Source organism: Candidatus Thermoplasmatota archaeon (genome assembly GCA_035540375.1).
Classification (GTDB): Archaea; Thermoplasmatota; SW-10-69-26; order JACQPN01; family JAJPHT01; genus DATLGO01.
In genome coordinates this window covers 1-18948 of sequence record DATLGO010000017.1, presented here as the reverse complement: position 1 = coordinate 18948, position 18948 = coordinate 1, and the positions used below count along the sequence as shown (strand labels likewise).

The window sequence follows — 18948 nt, the reverse complement described above, 5'->3', positions numbered from 1 at the left end:
GCGCTCTCCGGTGGAGTAAGGCGCCGGAGGCGGGTTGGAATATATAACGGTTGGGGGCTGGGGGCCGGGACCCGGTCCCGGTCCCGCTCCCGGTCCCGGACCCGGTCCCGGACCCGACGCCCGCTCCCGGCTCCCGGGCCCGGCGCCCGGCTCCCGGTCCCGGCTCCCGGGCCCGGCGCCCGGCTCCCGGCTCCCGGCTCCCGGCTCCCGGCTCCCGGTCCCGATTCCCTCGTTGTACCACAACGGTGAGGCCGCCTCCTCCCCCGGCGTCGCGCCCGGGTGTCTCCCCTTGCGTCCCATCGTCACGGTCCTCCTTCTCGCCGCGCTCGTCGCCGCCGCCGTCCCGCCTGGGACCGCCGCCGAGCGTCCGGGCCCGACGGGCATGGGCGGCGCGCTCGTGGAGCGTCTCCTCGTGACGAACGCCGTCGCGAATCCCCTGCACCCCTTCATGGCGTTCGACACGCACCAGATGAACCTCCACGACCTCGACGGGGACGGGCGCATGGAGCTCATCTCCCAGAACGACAACCTGCGTCTCTACGTCCTCGACGTGCTCGACGGGCGCGTGCTCGCGGACCTGGAAACGATGCATTGGCCCGGCTGGGCCGCGCGCGACATCAACGGCGTCGCGGTGGGGGACGTGAACGCGAACGGGAAGCCCGACCTCGTGTCGGTGAACAGCATGGGCGTCGTCACCGTGTACGAGTTCGCGGGACGCAACCCGGACGGGACGTTCGCGTTCACGAAGCTCTGGCAGCGGACGCCGAACCCGACGGAGCTCGACGCGAACTACACCAAGCGCTTCCCGAAGGCGGACCCTTGGCCGGGCCAGCCTTCGGCGGACGGCGCGCCGTACCTCGCGAAGGCGCCAGGCGGCGGAACCATCATCCTGCTGCAGACCGACGGCATGCCGGGGCAGTACGCGCTCACGGGCAACAACACGTACGCATGGTACAATCTCTCGTACGACGGCAACGGCGGGCCGATCGCGCAGGACCTCGACGGCGACGGCCGCGTCGAGGCCGTGTTCGCCACGGACGGCGGCGACGTGATGGCCTACGACGTCGCCACCGGGGACCTCCGGTGGAGCTTCTCCTCGAAGGCCCACGGGTCCCGCCCCGCATCGATTCCGGTCGCGCCGGCGGTGCTCGATCTCAAGGGGGACGGCACGCGCGTCGTCGTCTTCGCGGCCCGCCAGGCCGTGAAGGGCGGCGCGCCCGATTGGCACACGAAGCAGCACCAGACGATCTACGCGCTCAAGCCCGACGGGTCGCTTCTCTGGAAGTCGAGCTTCCCCGAGGCGAACCCGCTGAACTACATGCAGGCGGCGCCCTTCGACGCGAACGGCGACGGCACGCTCGACGTGATCATGATCGACTGGAACACGATCGGCCACAATCCGGGCAACTGGGAGACGACGGGTCGCCCGTCGAACCTCTTCGCGCTCGACGGGCGGAACGGCAAGCTCCTGTGGCGCGTCGGCGTGGACGCGACGTGGAGCAACAAGAACGTCGCGATCGCGGACGTGAACGGAGACGGCGCGCAGGAGATCGTCGTCGAGGCGCAGAAGTTCGCGCTCGACGGCCTCGCGCTTCACGACCCGAAGACGGGCGAGGAGAAGGGCTGGATCCCGTTCCCGCCCGGCGGGTGGAAGGCGAGCCGCGGACCCATCGTCGCCGACATCGCGGGCGACGGGTACGCCCAGGTCGTCATCCCGCTCATGCGGGGCGCTGAGGGATGCGCGGGTCCGAAGCTCGACGTCGGGTGCCGCGAAGGCGCGATCATGGTGTACGACACGAACGTCGCGCTCGACGCGGCCTATTCGAACAACGAGCGCTTCAACCACGCCCTCGACGGCCCGCTCTTCTCGGGCGCGGGCGAGAAGAAGACCCCCGCGAAGGCGCCCGTCGGAACGCTGATCGTCCGCGTCGTGAACGCGACCGGAGCGCCGATCGCGGGCGCGAAGGTGGTGGCAAAGACCCCGAACGGAACGATGGAGGCAACGTCGGACGCGAACGGCACCGCGCGCTTCGCGGCAAAGGCCGGGCGCGCGACGATCGAGGCCTCTCGCGAAGGCTTCGGCGCCGGAGGGGTCGAGGGGGCCATCGTGCGCGATCGCGAGACGCCCATCGCGGTGACGCTCGAGGAGCGGCCCCAGGAATCGGTCGGCGGAATCCCGATCCCGGGGCCGGCCGCGGGGCTTTTCATCGCGATCGCGGCCGCGCTTGCCATCCTTCGCCGGAAATCGCGGTAGCGTCCGCCGGGGGTCGGACGAAACCCGCCGATGCCGCTCGCCTACGTCTTCTTCGTTTGGCGTCCGGGAACGACGGGCGTGAGCTTTCGCGCGTAGCTCGGGACGAGGCCGCGGATCGAGGCGTGGAAGCGGTCGTGGATCGCGCGCGTGACCGGGCCCGGCTCGCCGTTTCCGATCGTCACGTGGTCGACGCGGCCCACGGGGCTGATCTCGACGCCCGTGCCGCTGAAGAAGATCTCGTCCGCCGCGTAGAGCTCCGAGCGCGGGACGCCCCGCTCGTGCACGACGAGGCCGAGGTCGCGCGCGAGGTCGAGGACGTGGCGCCGCGTGATGCCGTCGAGGATGTCCCCGTCGAGCCCCGGCGTCACGAGCTCGCCGTCGCGCACGAGCCAGATGTTCTCGCCCGAGCCCTCGCTCACGAGGCCGCGCTCGTTGAGCAGGATCGCTTCGTCGAAGCCCGCCTCGCGCGCCTCCTTGCTCGCGAGGTAGGAGTTCGCGTACGCGCCGTTGATCTTGCCCATCGGGGGGATCGCGCGCCCGCTGATGCGCATCCAGCTCGAGACCTTCGCCGCGAGGACGCCTTTCGAGAAGTACTTCTGCATCGGCGTCGCCATGATGACGGTTTTCGTCTTCTGGGTCGTCGGGTGGATGCCGATGCCGCCCTCGCCGACATAGACGACGGGACGGATGTAATGGTCCTCCTTCGCCTCGAGCGCGGAAAGGAGGTCGAGCGTCCACCCCGCGAGCGTCGTCCCGTCGGGGGCGCCCGCGAAGCCCATCATGCGGGCGTTGCGCGCGAGGCGGTCGCTGTGGGCCGCGAGCTCGAAGACGGCGACGCCGCCCGATTCCTGCTTGTACGCGCGCACGCCCTCGAAGACGGCGGTGCCGTAGAGGAATCCGTGCGTGGAGGCGTGGAGCGTCGCGCGCTCCCACAAGACGAGCTCGCCGTCGAGGAGCGCCCACGCGGGCGTGCGGACCGTCATGACTTCGAGTCGCGGCGCGGGCTGAAAAGGCTTCCGCCGACGGACCCGCGGGAATCGCGCATCGGTGCCGCCGCCGCTACCGGACGAGACCCGCGCCCGCCATGAGCCGCGGCAAGGCCGTCGCGACGTCCTCGCGGACCAGGGCGTCCGCGTCGTCGTCGAACGGCGTCGGCTCGCGATTCACGATGACGAGCCCGCCGCCCGCCTCGACGACGCGGCGCGGGACGAGCGCGGCGGGATACACGCCGAGGCTCGAACCCACGACGAGAACGATGTCGGCGCGTCGCGCGAAGGCGTCGGCGCGCGCCCACGCGGCCGCGTCGAGCGTCTCGCCGAAGAGCGTGACGCCGGGCTTGAGCGCGCCGCCGCAAGCGGGGCACCGCGGCGGGACGCGGCCCCTTGCGAGGTCCTCGCGCGCGACCGCGACGGGATGCCGCGCGCGGCAGACGAGGCATTGCACCTCCCGCGCCGCGCCGTGCAGCTCCACGAGCCGCTCGGGCGAGGTGCCCGCCGCGAGATGGAGGCCGTCCACGTTCTGCGTGACGACGCCCACGAGGCGACCCGACCCTTCGGCTGCCGCGAGGGCGCGGTGCGCGGCATTCGGCCGGGCAGCCTCGAGATTGAGCGCGGCCTCGAGCTTGGCGCGAAGCGTCCAGAACCGAGAAGGATCCGCGACGAGGCGGTCGTACTCGAACTCGGCGGGGTCGAAGCGCTTCCAGAGCCCGTCGGGGCCACGGAAGTCCGGGATGCCCGAGGCCGTCGAGACGCCCGCGCCCGTGAAGGCGAGGACGCGCTCGGCGCGCGCGAGGGCGCGGATGGCGTCGTCCACGACCCGGCGAGGGTGTCCCTCGACCTTGAGTCTTCGGCGGCCAAACCTTGATGCCCGCGCGCGGTCCTCGCGGATGGGAGGCGGAGATGGCGACAGTCCTCGCGGAGCGGACGGTGGAGAACGCCGCTTCGACCGCGGGGCGGCTCGAGAGCATCGATCTCCTGCGCGGCGTCGTCATGGTGCTCATGGCGATCGACCACGTCCGCGTCTATTTCACGATCGCGCGCTTCGACCCCGTGAGCTGGGCCGACTCGACGCCCGAGTACTTCGTGACGCGGTGGATCACCCACTTCGTCGCGCCCACGTTCGTGCTCCTCGCCGGCACGGCCGCGTTCCTCTACGGACGCAGGAGCGAGGCCGCGCTTCCGCGATTCCTCTGGACCCGCGGTCTCTGGCTCGTCGCCGTGGAGATGACCTTCGTCCACTTCGGATGGACCTACGACCTGAACTTCGGCGTGATGGCCGCCCAGGTGATCTGGGCGATCGGGTGGTCCATGGTCGCGCTCTCCTTCCTCGTGCGCCTCGGCCCGGTCGCGACGGGCGCGATCGGCCTCGGCATCGTCGCGCTCCACAACCTCGCGGACCCCCTCGTGCCGTCCGACTTCGGTTCGCTCGGCCCGCTCTGGGTCCTCCTCCATGAGGGCGGCGTGATCCCGCTCGGGCCCGGCGCGATGATCCTCGCGTTCTACCCGGTCCTCCCGTGGATCGGCGTCATCGCCGCGGGATACGGCTTCGGCCAGGTCTTCCTGTGGGACGGCGAACGCCGCGCGCGCGTCCTTCCCATCGTCGGCCTCGGCATGGTCGCGCTCTTCTTCGTGCTGCGCGGCGCGCAGGTCTACGGCGATGCGGACGGTTGGGCCGACCGCGGCGACCTCGCCCGCACCGCGATGGATTTCATGGCCGTCACGAAGTATCCGCCCTCCTTCCTTTTCATCCTCGCCACGCTGGGGCCCGTCGTCGCGGCGCTGCCGCTCCTCGAGCGCGCGAAGGGGCGCGCGGCGGCGTTTTTCGTGACCCTGGGACGCGTGCCCCTGTTCTATTACGTCGTGCACCTGATCCTCATCCACGGTCTCGCGATCGTGTTCGCGAACCTCAGCGGGTTCACGGGGCTGCGGGTCGTCTCGATCCCGCAGTTCACGTTCCCGGAAGGGTACGGTTGGGACCTGCCGGTGGTCTATCTCGTCACTGCCGGCGTGGTCCTGCTGCTCTACCCGTTCTGCGCCTGGTTCGCGGACCTCAAGCGTCGCCGCCGGGACTGGTGGCTGAGCTACCTCTGATCCGCCGCGGCCGTTGCGGCCAAGGTTTCATGACGCGCGACACGATAGCACGACGGTGGCGACCCTCGTAGCTGCCCGTCCGCAAAGCGCGCCTCGGGCCGCCCCCGGCCGTCTTGAGGGCATCGACCTCCTGCGAGGCCTCGTCATGGTCGTGATGGCGCTCGACCACGCCCGCGCATTCTTCACCTTCGCGCGATTCAATCCGCTCGATCACGCGGTCACGACGCCCGAGTACTACATCACGCGCTGGATCACCCACTTCGCCGCGCCGGTCTTCGTCTTCTTCGCGGGGACGGCGGCGTTCCTCTCCGGATCGCGGGGGCGCGTGGACCTCCCGCGGTTCCTGTGGACGCGCGGACTGTGGCTCGTCGTCGTCGAGATGACGTTCGTGCACGTCGGCTGGTTCCTCGACCTCAACTTCGGCACGATCATCGCGCAGGTCATCTGGGCGATCGGGTGGTCGATGGTCGCGCTCTCGTTCCTCGTGCGCTTCGGGCCCGGCGTCGTCGGCGCGATCGGCCTCGCAATCCTCGCCCTCCACAACCTCGCCGACCCGCTCGTTCCCGCCCATTTCGGGCCGTTCGACTGGCTGTGGAAGATGCTCCACGAGCGCGGCGCGGTCGAGCCCGTCCCCGGGCTCCTCATCCGCCCCGGCTATCCCGTGCTCCCCTGGTTCGGCGTAATGGCCGCGGGATACGGCCTGGGCCGCCTCTTCACGGGGGACCGCGCGATGCGCGACCGGGCGCTCGTCGCGATCGGGCTCTCGGCCGTCGCGCTCTTCCTCGTCCTGCGCGCCTCGCAGGTCTACGGCGACCCGGGCGGCTGGAGCGACCAGGGCGACCCCGTCCGCACGGCGATGGACTTCATGAACGTGCAGAAGTACCCGCCCTCGCTCCTCTTCCTCCTCGCGACGCTCGGGCCTGCCCTCGCGATCCTTCCTGCCCTCGACCGCGCGAAAGGCGCGTGGAGCCGGATCTTCGTCACCTTCGGACGCGTCCCCCTCTTCTACTACGTGCTCCATCTGTGGATCCTCCGGCTCCTCGTCCCGGTCTTCGCCGTCGTGGTCGGCCACGACTGGCGGCCTCTCGTGGGCGTCTTCTTCGCAGCGCTCCCGCCCACCTGGGGTTTCGACCTGCCCGTCGTCTACGCCGTCTGGATCGGCGTCGTGCTCCTCCTCTATCCCCTGTGCGCGTGGTTTGCGGACGTGAAGCGCCGTCGCAAGGACTGGTGGCTGAGCTACCTGTGAAGCGAACAGAGGGTTGGGAAGGAGTTTAAGTAGCCCCGATCCGTCATCGGATCAAGCCTGCCCCGCAGGCCCAAGGGCACCCATCTCCAGCAACAGGTACGGCAACACCTCTAATTTCTTGGGGGCCCTTCCTTCTCACCCGCCCGCTCCGGGCGGTCATCCTTCATACACGGCGAGGAGCTGCGCCGCGACCGCCTTCGGCGCGTGCACGCGCTCGACGTAGGCCCGGGACACGCGACCGATCTCGGGCAGGCGCTCGGGTCGCCGGGCGGCCTCCGCAAGCGCGACCTCGAGATCGCCCGCGAGCACGGGAATGCCCGGGTACCATGCGCGCTCGACCGAGCACACGACGGGCTTGCCGAGGCCCATCGCCTCGAGGGTCACGACGCCGTGCGCGTTGATGTCCGGTCGCCACTGGTCCACGACGACGTCGCACGCGGCCATGCGCGCGAGCGCCTCGCGGTGCTTGAGGCCGCTTGCCACGTCGAAGCGGGCGAGCCCGGCCTCGACGAGCGGCGCGACGGCGGCGCGGATCGCGGGCGTCCCCTTCGTGGATTCGTTCGAAGGGTAGTGTCCGACGAGGATGGGGCCGCGGCCCGAAGGGTACACGGGGTCGACCGGAGGCGCGTGCGGGGTCGGCACGTACCGCGCCTTCGGGAGGTGGCCGAGGAGGTCCGGCGTCGCGACGAGGTGCGCGCCGGGCGCGTCCGCGTGACGAGCGGCGCCCGACCGCAGGAGGCTCCCGTGGTGATGGAAGACGAGCTTCGGCTTCGCCGACGCGAGGGCGACGCCGAGCCTGAAGGCGCGCGGGAAGCAGTCGTGGAAATGCAGGACGTCGTACCGGCCCGCGAGGCGGGCGAGGCGCGGCGCCGTCAGGAATGCGCCCACGCCGCGCTGGTCGGCGTCGAGGTCCGAAGGGAATCCGAAAGGGGACGGATAGAGGTCGAGCACCTCGGCGACGATGCCTTCCTCCCGGAGCGCCCGCGTCAGGGCCCACCCGACGTTCGCGGGGTTGTTCACGTGGAGCACCCTCACGCGCGCGCACCGTCCATCGCCCGCCCGCATGGCGCGCCGCAGGCATCACGTTTGGCCTTCGAGGCGTGACCCACAAACCGCTTGCCGCGCATCGGCAGCCGGCGCGCCGTGCGCGTCGCGCTCCTCAGTCCCTACCCGCCGACGCCCGAGGAACCCGGCGACCCGTCGGGCCTCGCGGGCGGCGTCGAGGCGAGCCTCGCCGGAAGCGCCGCGGCGCTCGCGAAGCGGGGCCACGACGTCACCCTGTGGACGACCGCCCGCCGACCCTACACGGCCCGGACCCCCGAGGGCGTCCGCGTCGAAGCCGTGCGCCGCTTCGCGAGCGCGTTCCGCGCCCCGCTCTCGTCGCTCGCGTGGGCGCGCCTCGACGCCGACGTCGTGCACGTCCCTGCGACGTATCCGACGATGTCGGACCTCGTCCCGCTCCTTTCACGCGTGCGCGGCGGACCCCCCGTCGTCGTGGACTACCATTTCGACGTCGCGCCCACCTCGACCGCGATGGCGCTCGCGACGAACGTCTACGGCTCGACGCTCGGCCGCGCGATGGCCGCCGCGCGTCTCGTCGTGCACCGCTCGCCGGAGCCGCCCGCGGGCCTTGGTCGACTCGTGTCGCGCGTCCCGACGGTCCACGTCCCGAACGGCGTCGACGTCGCGCGGTTCCGCCCCGCCTCGCGGCGCGAGGGCTACGTGCTCTTCGTCGGCCGCCTCGTCCCGTACAAGGGCGTGAGCGTCCTCCTGTCCGCGATGCGCCGCGTCCAGGCGCGCCGCCCCGCGCCGCTCGTCGTCGCGGGCGACGGGCCGCTGCGCGACGGGCTCGAGGATCTCGCTCGGAACCTTGGCGTGGACGCGACGTTCCTGGGTCGCGTCGACGACGAAACGCTTGCAACGCTCTATGCGAAGGCCGCCGTCACGGTGCTGCCGAGCGTGAACACGCAGGAGGCCTTCGGCGTCGCGCTTCTCGAATCGCTCGCCTCAGGCACACCCGTCGTCGCGTCGGACCTGCCGGGCGTCCGCCACGTCGCGTCGCTCGGAGGCCTCGTCGCCCGACCCGGGGACGCCCAGGACCTCGCGGGCCGCATCGTCGACGTGCTCGAGGGGCGCGCGGCGCTCCCGTCCGCGAACGACCTGCGCCGCGCCGTCGCTCGCCGCTACGCGTGGCCGGTCGTCGCGAAGGGGCTCGAGGAGGCCTATCGAGCGGCGACGGAGCCCGCGCCATGAGGATCGTCCTCGCGACGCCCTGGTGGCCGCCCGAGGGGGGCGGCCTCGAGAACTACGCCCGCGGCATCGCTCGCGGTCTCGTCGCGCGCGGGCACGACGTGCGCGTCGTCGCCGCCACCCGGGAAGATCCCGATGCCTTGGACGACGAGGGCGTTCTCGTGGAGCGTCTTCCGGCCTCGGCCGTCGTGTCGAACACGCCCGTCGCTTTGCGCGCGGCCTCGCGGCTCGCGCGCCTCGTCAAGGCCTGGCGGCCGGACGTCGTGAACGGCCACGGGCCGGTTCCCGGGGCGCTCGAAGGCGCCGCCCTCGCCGCGCGCCTCGTGAACGCGCCGTACGTCGCGACGTACCACGCCGGCTTGCTCAAGGGCGGAAGGCCCGGCCTCGAGGCCGCGGCCCGCTTGCTCGGCGCGACCGTCGAGCCGTGGGCCTTCCGCGCCGCGCGCCGCATCGTCGCCGTGAGTCCCTTTGTCGCCGCGAACCGCCTCGCGCGGTACGCCGACAAGACGACCGTCATTCCCCCGGGCGTCGATCTCGAACGGTTCCATCCCGCGCCGAAGCCCGCCGAGCCCACGCGGCTGCTCTACCTCGGGCGGCTCGATCCGGCCTACGGCTGGAAGGGCTTCCACGTGCTCTTCGAGGCCTTCCGCCGGGCCCACGCCGCCGACCCGCGCCTCACGCTCACCGTGGCGGGCGGCGGTCCGATGGTGGCCGGATGGCGCGCGAAGGCGCTCGCCCTCGACCTGCCCGTCGCCTTCGCGGGTCGCGTGCCGGACGCCGACCTTGCCGACCTCTACCGCGCGCATGGAGCGCTCGCGCTTCCGAGCCTGACCGACGCCGAGTCGTTCGGCATGGTGGCCGCGGAGGCGGCCGCCTGTGGGCTTCCCGTCGTCGCGAGCGCCGTGGGCGGCGTGCCCTCGCTCGTCGAGGACGGGGCGACCGGGATCCTCGTCCCCCCGGGCGACCCCGGCGCGCTCGCAGAGGCCCTCGGCGACCTCGCGCGGGACCCCGGCCGGGCGTCGGACCTCGGGCGTCGGGGCGCGGCGCGCGTCGCTTCCCGTTACGGTTGGCGCGGCATCTCTGAGGCGACCGACCTCCTCTTCGAGGAGGCTATTGCAGCGTCCCGGCGCGCACCTCGAGGAACGCGCTCACCCACCCGGGCCAGTCGGTCGGGGCCGTCGTCGCCCCGAGGCCGGCGAGGCTCAGGTTGAGACGGGCGAGCTTCGCGCGATCCGGGCCCTCGGGGCCCTCGCACGATTCGAGCGCCGCGAGCGCGACGCGCCGCACCGCGCCCGAGGGATCGAGCGCGATCCTCCGCGAGCGCGCCGCGTGGAACGCGACCTCCGCGAACGTCGCCCGCGCGGCGGACGGGAACAGGAGCGCATGCGTGGCGAGCAGCGCGTCCTTCGCGGCCCGCCACGTCGCGTCCGCGTCGACCGCGTCGTGGGCGGCGGGATCGAGCTTGAAGGCCGTCGCCCATCGCGCGAGCGGGATCTCGTCGATCATGCCGAGCGCCTCGAACCGGGCGAGCCGTGTCGCGACCGAGGGGTCGTGGAGGCCGCGCGCGATGAGCCGCGCCTCGACGCACGCGAGGACGGCCTTCGCCGCGTGCCACCGCGCCGCCTCGGGGCCGAAGGCGGAGCCTTCGAGAAGCCCGACCGCCCGGTTGAGGAGGAGCCGGCGCGCCTCCGAAAGCGGGATGGTGGACGGCGGAAAGGGCGGGATGAGGTCGATGACGCGCGACTGACCCGCGATGACCCGGCCCGCGGCGCGTGTTTCCACCCAGAAGAGCTTCGGGGCGAGCCACGGAAGGCGTCCCGTGAAGACGGGCACGAGATCCACCTTGATGCCGAGGTCCCTTTCCAGCGCCTTCGCGATCGACGAGGCGACGGGACCGCCGCCCGGGCGGTCGCGCACGAGCACGAAGTCGTAGTCGTTGAGCGGCGTCGCCTCGCGCGCGCTGCCCTCGCCCCGCGCGAACCCTCCCGTGAGCACGAGCGCGCGGGCCGACGGGTCGCGCGTCGCGGTCGCGCGGACGGCGGCTTCGAGGTCGCGGTCGATGCGGGCTCGGAGGGCGGGCGTGTCGCGCGCCGTGTAGGGGAAATCAAGCTCGGCGCACGAGAGAGGCATCGAGGAGGCTCCTTCCTTCGCTGTCGACCGTCGATTCCACGCCCGTGAGGCGGCAGAGCGTGGGGAAGACGTCGACGAGCGGCCGCGCGCCGATCTCGCCGGGCGCGATGCCCGGGCCCGAGACCATGAGGAGCGAGTACGTCTCCTCCGCCTTGTCGATGTACCCGTGCATGCCCTTGATCGTCGAGTCGACGACGTGGAAGTAGTCGGGCCAGAAGAGCGTGCCCGGATCGGCGGCGAAGAGCGCGTCCCCGTATCGCCGCGTCGAGAAGCCGATGCGCTCCGCCTCCATCTCGGAGCGGCTGAGGAATCGGCCGCCGCCGAGGCGCTCCATCGCGGAGGTGATCTCCGAGCGCGCGCGCTCGGTCTCGAACCAGAAGTTCGCGATCGTGCTGTTCACGAACACGGTGTAGTCCTCCCCGGGCTCGAGGTCGAGCGTCCGGAGGGCCGCGAGCACGTCGACGCGCCGCCGAACCGGCGCCATGCCGTGGTCGCCGACGACCATGAAGTTGAAGTCGCCGTAGTTCGAGGCGAGCGAGGTGTGGATCGTCCGGCACTTCCGGTCGAGCTCCGCGAGCTCGCGGCGCATGAGCGAGCGGTCCTGGTCCGTCTGCTCCGCCGAAGGCTCGAGGCCCGCCGGGAGGAGGGGCCCCGCGTGGTGGCCGTTCTCGTCGAGCGTCGAGAACTGCGCGACGAACAGCGCGTCTTCGACGCGGCGCTCGAAGCGCTCGAGGAGCATCGAGAAGATCTCCTCGTCGTCGCCGCTCACGGGGTGCGCGCCGTAGAAGAACGTCTTCCCGTCCTCGCGAAGGCGGTCGAAGAGGCTCGTCGAGGGCAGCGCGCCCGGATCGAAGATGGGCCGGGAATCCTCGACGACCTCGAACTTGGGGAGGAAGGTCGGCGGGATCCATGCGGGATCGGTGTGGTACTTGCCCGTGATGAGGCGGCTTGCGTGCTTGATCGCGAGGCGCACCGGGAAGAACACCTTGCGCGGTCGGTACCATCGCGCGAGCGGACCCAGCTTCGAGAGCCAACCGAACGGCGAGTTCTCGGGACCGTAGCCGAAGGCGCTGAAGTTGCCGCTCTTGTCGGGGTACGTCCCGGTGAACATCGCGGTGCGCTGCGCGAATCCGGCGGGAGAGACGAGCGATCCGCGCCTCGAGCGCTCGAGGAGCGCGGCGAGGAACGGCGTCGTCTCGGGCGTGATGTAGTCGTGTCGGCAGGCGTCGAGGATGAGGAAGAACGTGGGCGTCGTGGTCATCGGCTCATGGCTCCTTGGATGTAATGGAAGAGGAAGGCGAGGTCGTAGGCAGGGCTCGCGGCGATGGCCGCGAGGGCCCAGCCCCGATAGCGGGCGAAGGCGCCCGGCGTGACCCGGCGGAGCGCCGGCGCCGCGAGCACGAGCGCGAGGAGGGCGAGCGTGATCGTGTGCGGGTACGAGACGGCGCCCCCGAGGGCGACGAGGACGAGCGCCCCCCAGCCGACCACGCGGTCGAGTCCGCCCGTCTCGCGCCGCGTTGCGCCCCAGGCTCGCGCCTCCCGTCTCACCTTGCGGTACTCCGAGGCGAGCGTCGCCTTGTCGCGATGGTGCACCACCATCGTCGGATCGTACGCGAGGACGAGGCCCGCTTCGCGCGCGCGACGGGCGAGCAGGACGTCGTCGAGCACCGAATCCGCCTCGGACGCGCCGAACGGGAAGCGCTCGAGAAGCTCCCTCCGGGCGGCCGAGACGACGTTCGAGGCATACGCTTCGGCGGGAAGCTTCCGCTCGTAGAGATGGTACCGTAGGCCGCGGACGGCGGCCGCGAGCGTGAGGCGCAACGGGGCGTGGACCTGACGGCCGAAGACGAGGTCGGCGCCGCGAAGCGACGCCCGCACCCGCGCCGCGAAGGATGGATCGGCGACCGCGTCGGCGCTCATGAAGGCCACGCATTCCCCTTTCGAGGCCGCGACGCCGAGGTTCCTGGCCTCCCCGACGGCCAGGATGCGCGGGGAGTCGATGAGGCGGACGCGCGAGTCCCGCTCGGCGGCCTCCCGGACGAGCGCGCACGTCGCGTCGTCGCTTGCGGCGTCGACCACGACGATCTCGTCGACCGGGTCGCTCTGCGCGAGGAGGGACGCGAGCGCCTCGCGGACGTGCGCGGCCTCATTCCTGGTGAGGACGACCACCGACAGCGAGGGCCGCAAGCGTCCACCTCCTGTGCGCGCGACGGGCGACGATGCTCCAGGCGGGGACCGCCGCGACGGCGTTCGCGGCCAGCCACGCCACGCCGACGCCCAGGACGCCCCAGGCCGGGATGGAGACCAGGGAGAACGCGAGGACGAGCGTCATGAGCGCCGCCGGGAAGGCGACGAGACGCGGCTTCGCGTTCTCCTCGCGGAGCACGGTGATCGCGAGGTTGTTCACGGCGACGAACGCGAGCGAGACGAGCAAGAGCGCGAGGAGGGGCCGCGATCCCTCGCCGTAACCGGGACCGAAGAGCGCGAGGGCCTCCGGCCCGAGAAGGATGCCCCCGAGCGCGAAGGGAACGAGCACGGTCGCGTGCTGGCGGACGGAGCGGTGGATGACGCCCGCGCCGTCCGCGGGCGTCGCGACGAGCTCCGCGAAGGCCGAGTTCGCGAAGGCCTTGCTCGCGAGGAACCCGAGGCCGGCGAGGGTCCACGCGACGTAGAAGGCGGCGTTCGCCTCCGCGCCCGCGACCGCCGTCACGATGAGCGGGAGGGCGAGGGAGGGGAGGAACTCCCCGACGTTGACCGCGTAGTTCGCGGCCGCGTCGGGAAGCACTGCGCCCGGCCGGGCCGCGGCGAGATCCTCGTCCGCTCGCGCGCCGCGGGCCGCGAAGGCGCCGCGCGCGATGAGCGCGGCCGCGACCGCGGAGACGGCCGCGCCGAGGCCCCACGCGGCGGCGATGGCCAACCCACCGGGAAGGATCGCGAGGAGCGGGATGGGCAGGAGAAGCCGGACGGCGTTGAAGACGAGATTGCGCGCGAAGGAGCGTCCGGCGCGGCGCTCCGCGACGAAATACGCGTCGAAGACCCAACCGGTCCCGATCGCGACCGCGAAAAGCGCGAAGAGCGCGATCGCGAGCCCGTCGCGTCCGACGACGCCCGCAAGCTGCGGGTCGAGCGACGGGAGCGCGAGCGCGAAAGCGAGGGCGACCGCCGCCGCGAGGCCGCCTCCCACGGCGAGGGCGAGAAGGAGGATCGCCCGTCGGCCGCGCGGACCGAGCGCCGGCACGCGGCGGACGAGCGCCGCGTCGAGGCCGAGCTTGCCGAGAAGCGCGGCGAGCGTGAACGCGCTCACGGCCGCCGCCGCGGCGCCGAGGGCCGCGGGCTCCACGGACCGGGCGGCGAGGAGCCAGAACGCGACCCCCGTTGCCGCCCCCACGACGGAGTTCATCATGAGGAAGTACCCGTTGCGGTACTGGGGCGAGGCGAAGTGTTCCCTCAGCCGGGCCGCGACGTGCATGACCCGTGCGCGGGGGATGGCGCGGGAGGAAAAGCGTTCTCGTGCAACCCCCGCACGGGGCCATCCGGGCCGGCGACCCGGGGTGTCCGGCTTCGAAGGCTGTACCCCAAACGCCAATCCCGGCCTGGGAAGGGGTACTTGGCCCATGGTCACTCCCCGACTGGGTGTCGCCTCCTCGACCCGCGGCGCGCTCTGGACGCTCCCCCTCCTCGTCCCCGTCCTCGCCGCGGCGCTCTACGTGCGCCTGAGCGACCCGCTGTCCTCGCCCGTCATCGCGGCCGAGGATCCCTACACGCACATCGTGTTCGTGAAGGAGTGGCTTGCGAACGGCCGCTTCGGCGACTCCGTCGCGCTCGGCGTCGGCATGTACCCGCCCGGCTTCCACGCGCTCGTCGGGGCGCTCGCGGCCGGCGCCGGGATCGACCACGAGACGCTCCTGCGCTTCATCGCGCCCGTCCTCGGTGCCTTCAGCGTCGCGGGCGTCTTCTTCCTCGCGCGCGACCAGGCGGGCCCGGTCGCGGGCGTCGTCGCCGCGGTGCTCATGGCCGCGACCCCGGAGCACATCTTCCGCTCGGGCCTCGGCGCGCCGACCGCGCTCGACCTCGCGCTCCTTCCGTGGTTCCTCCTCGCCATCGTGCGCCTCGGCCGCGACGGTCCCGCGTGGGCCCCCGTCGCGGCGGTGACGGGCGCGGCCCTCGTGCTCGCGCACCCCTGGATCATGGTCGTCGCGGCCCTCGCGGCGGGCTTCTACGTGGTCGTCTCGGCCGTCGCCGCGGAGCCGCGTCCCACGCTCCTCTCGACCGCGCTCGGCGCCGTGGTCGCGGCGGGGCTCTTCTTCATGAGCTACAGCTACAAGCTCGCCGACGACGCGGACCGTCAGCGCTGGGTGGGCGACGGCGTCGGGGACGCCGGGCCGCTCGCCTTCGCGACGCACGCGTTCGCCGCGCTCCCGCCGTGGTTCGTCCTCGCCATTCCGCTCGCGCTCGCGGTCGCGTTCCTCGTCCCGGCCTGGCTCGCCCGCACGGGCCGCGGGACGGCCTCCGCGACGGCGGGCGTCGTGGGCGGTCTCGTGCTCGCGGGCGGCATCACGGTCGGGGTCGCGGGCATCGAGCACTTCCCGATGTTCGTCGACTTCGAGATGATGTTCGGCTGGACGCTCGTCGCCCTCGCCGTCGTCGGCATCGCGACCGTGCCCGCAACGCGGGGCCACGCCGGCATCGCCGCGCTCGGCTTCGGGCTCGCGACGCTCCCCTTCACCGTCGTCGACGTGTTCGACGTGTGGTACCTGCCGCACCGCACCGCCGTCTACCTCGGCCTCGCGATGGCGATCCTCGGCGGCCTCGGCGTCGGGTCCGTCGTCGAGACCCTCCTCGCGCGCCTGAGGGATCGCCCCATCGCGGGCGCGGGCCGCGCCGTGACGGCGGTCGTCGCCGCATCGCTTCTCGCCGTCTCGCTCGTTCCCGTCGCGCAGGGCACGCCCGCGTGGTACCGCTACTACGAGGACGAGCAGTACGAGGGCATCCGCGAAGCCGCGTCGCTCGCGAACGACGACCGGCTCGTCGTCATCGTCACGGGCTCCTGGCAGTCCAACCTGTTCTTCAAGGCGCTCGTGGAGCGCATGGGCGAGCAGGTCCACTACCGGCCGGAAGTCTACAAGGACCGCGCCTCGAGCGAGTCCTTCTTCAAGGACATGCGGGGCCGCGACGTGTACGTCTGGTGGGACCTCCACACGTTCAACGCCACGAAGAACAACCACCCATGGTTCCTCGACCAGGGCGCCGTGCGGTGGTCGTCTGCGGACGGTCAGACGAAGCTCGTCCGCGTGGAGGGCCTCGCTTGAGCGCCGTCCCCCGCGGGGGGGACGAGCGCGCGGAATCCGCCTTCGCGGACGCGCGCCGTCGCTTTCTCGCCCCCGATTCCATCGCCCAGGATGACACCGCCCATCGCGCGACGCGCGGCGTCGCGACCATCCTCCTGCCGGCGCGCAACGAGGAGGACGGCATCGCGACGACGCTCCGCGAATTGCCGCTTCCCGTCCTCGCCGCGCTCGGGTTCGACGTGGACCTCCTCGTCGTGGACGGCGCGAGCGAGGACGCGACGCGCGAGATCGCGCGCGACTTCGGCGCGCGCGTCGTCCTCCAGCCCGGCGTGGGCAAAGGCCTCGCGTTCCGCGCCGCGCTCGACCACGCGAAGGGAACGTACGTCGTCATGCTCGACGCGGACGGGACCTACCCGGCCGAGGACGTGCCGCGCTTCCTCCTCGAGCTCGAGGACGGCGCGGACGTCGTCATGGGGTCGCGCTTCGCGGGCGAGATCGAGGACGGCGCCATGAGCACCGTGAACCGCGTCGGCAACGTCGCGCTCTCGACGCTCGCGACCCTCCTTTACGGCGTCCGCACGACGGACGTCTGCACGGGCATGTGGGGCTTCCGGCGCGAGAAGGTCGCGGCCCTCCCGCTCACCGCGCGTCGCTTCGAGATCGAAGCGGAGCTCTTCGCGCAGTGCGCGAAGGCGGGCCTCGTCATCCGCGAGCTCCCCATCCGCTACGGCCGCCGCATCGGCGAGACGAAGCTCGGCCGCTTCAAGGACGGGATCGGGATCGGCGCGAAGCTCGTCGGGCGCCGCCTCGGGTGAGGGAAGCAAGAACCCGGTCCAAACAGGGTCATGAGAAGTGTTAAGTGCGGGGGGGGGTTCTGGTCGTGTGCTCGCACGTCGGCGCTTCGGAGTGGTGCTCGTGGCCGCGATCGTCTTGGGTCTCGTCGGCGCCGGGGGTGTGGCGGCGAACCCGGTGGATTCCGGGGTCGTGGATTGCTTCACGGCTCAGCGCGGGCCGGTGGACGATCTCAGCGATCAGGCGGAGTGCATCATCGACTGCATGATGGTCGGAGGCTGCCTCGTCTCGTGCGAGGATCCGGACTGCATCCCTGACTGCGGCGAACCGTGCGACGTGCAGCCTGAAGCGCCGGTTTGCGGTGCAGCTGCGCCCGTCACGGGGGTTATCACCGGCAACGGGAATTCATGGTTCCAGCTCTACAAGGATCCTCTCGGGAACCTCGTGGCCTCATGGATGCTTCAAACCAACAACCTCAACAACGGCGCAGATGAATGGGTCTTCGGCCTCGAATGGGGGGCGCCGGGTCCAAGCGGCACCGGCATGACGATCGCGCGCTCGCGGCTCTTCGAGGACCAGCTCGGGGTCTGCCGGCCTCTGGGCGAGGCGGGCCTCGGTCCCACGGAGTTCTACGTCGATGCAGGGGCCGGCGGGTTTAGCGGATCAAGTTCGTGCAGTATCAGCTTCAGTTGGGAAATCGGCGCCGGCGTCTCGATCACCGGGCCGTCTGGATCTGCATCCCTTGGCGGATCCCTTGAATGCGGGGCTGGAACCACGTTCGATTCTGAATCTCTCCTCCGCGGTGGTGGTAGCACCAACGCATGAACGACTTTGATCGTTCGAAGCCCCCGGTCGTGGTCGTCGTGTTGGCGCTCCTGATCGGGGGCTGTGTGGCTCCTGTCGAAAGCGAGCCCCAAATCAGGCTCGATGACTTCGCAGTGTGTCATCAGACCTGGCGCGATGGTTCGGCGCGCACTTGCGAAGCATCGACGTTGAACTTGACGCTCGTTGATTCACTCGACGGGCCAGGGTGGTACTGCAAATTGGCTGCGGGTCATTTCGCGGTTTACGAGAACGTTCGGACGGCTCGTTTCGCGATCGCTTACGAAGGTGAGTGGCCGAAGGGTGACGTTGGGCTGGCCATCGCCATAGATCCGGAGGGACGTGCTCCGGTCACGTTGTCAAAGTTCCCCGTCCCTATCAATCCCATCATGCTTCTGCCCCAGGACACGCGTGCCACAGAAAAGGTCCTTGTTCAAGCGTTTGCCGCCATCGTCGAAACGGAGACACCCGTGCTCGCTGGAGCAAGATTGGACCCGCAGTGGACCGCCAAAGACGGGGACCTCTGGCTTCTCTGGGCTCTCCGGGCAGAAGACCGCACCTTCTACTTCGACCCCATGATGCTCGGTCCGTACGGGTTCTGGGGACCAAGGGACCTCTTGCTGAACGGCACCGATTTCACCCTTGCCATCCATTGGAACAATTTCGGCCGCGGTGTCATACCGCTCGATATTCTGTCTGTCGGGAATTCGTGTCGCCAAACGCCTCTCCACATGCCTCCCCATGCGTCGAACAACATTCTACAAGATGTTGCGCTCGGCCACTGACGCTTTGCGAAGGGCGGAAATGCGATCGGGGGGTCCATTCATCGAATCGCGCGAACCCCGTCACGTGATTCTCGTCGTCTCGCTCATGATGGCCTTTCCCGTCCTCGGTTGTCTTGCAACACCGCGAGACCCCGATCCGGCACCCTGCGCCTTCCGCTACCCGTCCGGCGACCCCGTCCCCTGCGTGAGCGAAGCCGCCCCGCTCGAGGTCCACGCCCTCCCGCCCCCCGCGGGCTGGCTCTGCGTCGAGTCACTCGCGATGCCGAAGGTCAAGGTCTCGCTCTGGCGGCAC

The 18948-nt window shown here is 71.3% G+C and carries 17 protein-coding genes; 10 read left to right on the top strand and 7 right to left on the bottom strand.

From position 1 onward, the window contains the following. Nucleotides 1-289: 289 nt before the first annotated feature. Complete coding sequence (locus VM889_01995) at nt 290-2254, top strand: FG-GAP-like repeat-containing protein (protein ID HVL47308.1); 1965 nt, start codon at nt 290-292, stop codon at nt 2252-2254. Between the two features lie 41 nt (nt 2255-2295). Here the strand turns inward: VM889_01995 and VM889_01990 are convergent, their stop codons facing one another. Together VM889_01990 and VM889_01985 are read right to left on the bottom strand one after the other, a co-directional pair. Further along, nucleotides 2296-3237: a branched-chain amino acid transaminase gene (locus tag VM889_01990; GenBank protein ID HVL47307.1), complete on the bottom strand. Its 942-nt coding sequence runs from the start codon at nt 3235-3237 to the stop codon at nt 2296-2298. Nucleotides 3238-3313: 76 nt separating this feature from the next. Continuing rightward, a complete protein-coding gene (locus tag VM889_01985) occupies nt 3314-4066 on the bottom strand; it encodes a Sir2 family NAD-dependent protein deacetylase (GenBank protein HVL47306.1) in 753 nt (250 codons plus the stop codon). Between the two features lie 86 nt (nt 4067-4152). On the opposite strand from VM889_01985, the gene VM889_01980 reads away from it, so the two are divergent. Both VM889_01980 and VM889_01975 read left to right on the top strand, forming a co-directional pair. Next, entirely contained in the window at nt 4153-5343 is a 1191-nt protein-coding gene (locus VM889_01980; GenBank protein HVL47305.1) for a heparan-alpha-glucosaminide N-acetyltransferase domain-containing protein, read from the top strand. A gap of 55 nt (nt 5344-5398) precedes the next feature. Then, on the top strand, nt 5399-6589 hold the full coding sequence (locus VM889_01975; protein HVL47304.1) for a heparan-alpha-glucosaminide N-acetyltransferase domain-containing protein: 1191 nt from the start codon (nt 5399-5401) through the stop codon (nt 6587-6589). 156 nt (nt 6590-6745) lie between these two features. Here the strand turns inward: VM889_01975 and VM889_01970 are convergent, their stop codons facing one another. Then, nucleotides 6746-7624: a hypothetical protein gene (locus tag VM889_01970; GenBank protein HVL47303.1), complete on the bottom strand. Its 879-nt coding sequence runs from the start codon at nt 7622-7624 to the stop codon at nt 6746-6748. Nucleotides 7625-7732: 108 nt separating this feature from the next. Here VM889_01970 and VM889_01965 point away from each other — a divergent pair, with 108 nt between their 5' ends. Beyond that, nucleotides 7733-8842, top strand: coding sequence for a glycosyltransferase family 4 protein (locus VM889_01965; protein HVL47302.1), 1110 nt, complete (start codon nt 7733-7735; stop codon nt 8840-8842). After that, nucleotides 8839-10050, top strand: a complete 1212-nt coding sequence (locus VM889_01960; protein ID HVL47301.1) for a glycosyltransferase family 4 protein — start codon at nt 8839-8841, stop codon at nt 10048-10050. The genes VM889_01965 and VM889_01960 overlap by 4 nt, the downstream gene beginning before the upstream one ends. Here the strand turns inward: VM889_01960 and VM889_01955 are convergent. Genes VM889_01955 through VM889_01940 form a run of 4 tightly spaced genes read right to left on the bottom strand, consistent with a single transcriptional unit; the run spans nt 9950 to nt 14438 of the window. Then, nucleotides 9950-10969 (bottom strand): nucleotidyltransferase domain-containing protein, encoded by a 1020-nt coding sequence (locus VM889_01955; protein HVL47300.1) that lies wholly within the window; start codon nt 10967-10969, stop codon nt 9950-9952. The genes VM889_01960 and VM889_01955 overlap by 101 nt on opposite strands. Continuing rightward, a complete protein-coding gene (locus VM889_01950; protein HVL47299.1) occupies nt 10944-12230 on the bottom strand; it encodes an alkaline phosphatase family protein in 1287 nt (428 codons plus the stop codon). Before VM889_01950 ends, VM889_01955 begins: the two co-directional genes overlap by 26 nt. Continuing rightward, nucleotides 12227-13156, bottom strand: a complete 930-nt coding sequence (locus VM889_01945; GenBank protein HVL47298.1) for a glycosyltransferase — start codon at nt 13154-13156, stop codon at nt 12227-12229. Before VM889_01945 ends, VM889_01950 begins: the two co-directional genes overlap by 4 nt. After that, a complete protein-coding gene (locus VM889_01940; GenBank protein ID HVL47297.1) occupies nt 13116-14438 on the bottom strand; it encodes a hypothetical protein in 1323 nt (440 codons plus the stop codon). The genes VM889_01945 and VM889_01940 overlap by 41 nt, the downstream gene beginning before the upstream one ends. Before the next feature lie 145 nt (nt 14439-14583). Between VM889_01940 and VM889_01935 the strand changes: the two genes are divergently transcribed. The 5 genes from VM889_01935 to VM889_01915 form a co-directional block, all read left to right on the top strand. Further along, nucleotides 14584-16278, top strand: coding sequence for a glycosyltransferase family 39 protein (locus VM889_01935; protein ID HVL47296.1), 1695 nt, complete (start codon nt 14584-14586; stop codon nt 16276-16278). After that, nucleotides 16275-17072, top strand: coding sequence for a glycosyltransferase family 2 protein (locus VM889_01930; protein ID HVL47295.1), 798 nt, complete (start codon nt 16275-16277; stop codon nt 17070-17072). Before VM889_01935 ends, VM889_01930 begins: the two co-directional genes overlap by 4 nt. Nucleotides 17073-17172: 100 nt before the next feature. Beyond that, the gene (locus VM889_01925; GenBank protein ID HVL47294.1) at nt 17173-17874 is read left to right on the top strand and encodes a hypothetical protein; all 702 of its coding nucleotides are present in this window, start codon (nt 17173-17175) and stop codon (nt 17872-17874) included. Further along, entirely contained in the window at nt 17871-18656 is a 786-nt protein-coding gene (locus VM889_01920; protein ID HVL47293.1) for a hypothetical protein, read from the top strand. Before VM889_01925 ends, VM889_01920 begins: the two co-directional genes overlap by 4 nt. 64 nt (nt 18657-18720) lie before the next feature. Continuing rightward, nucleotides 18721-18948: hypothetical protein (locus VM889_01915; GenBank protein ID HVL47292.1), on the top strand; the 228-nt coding region annotated here is incomplete at its 3' end.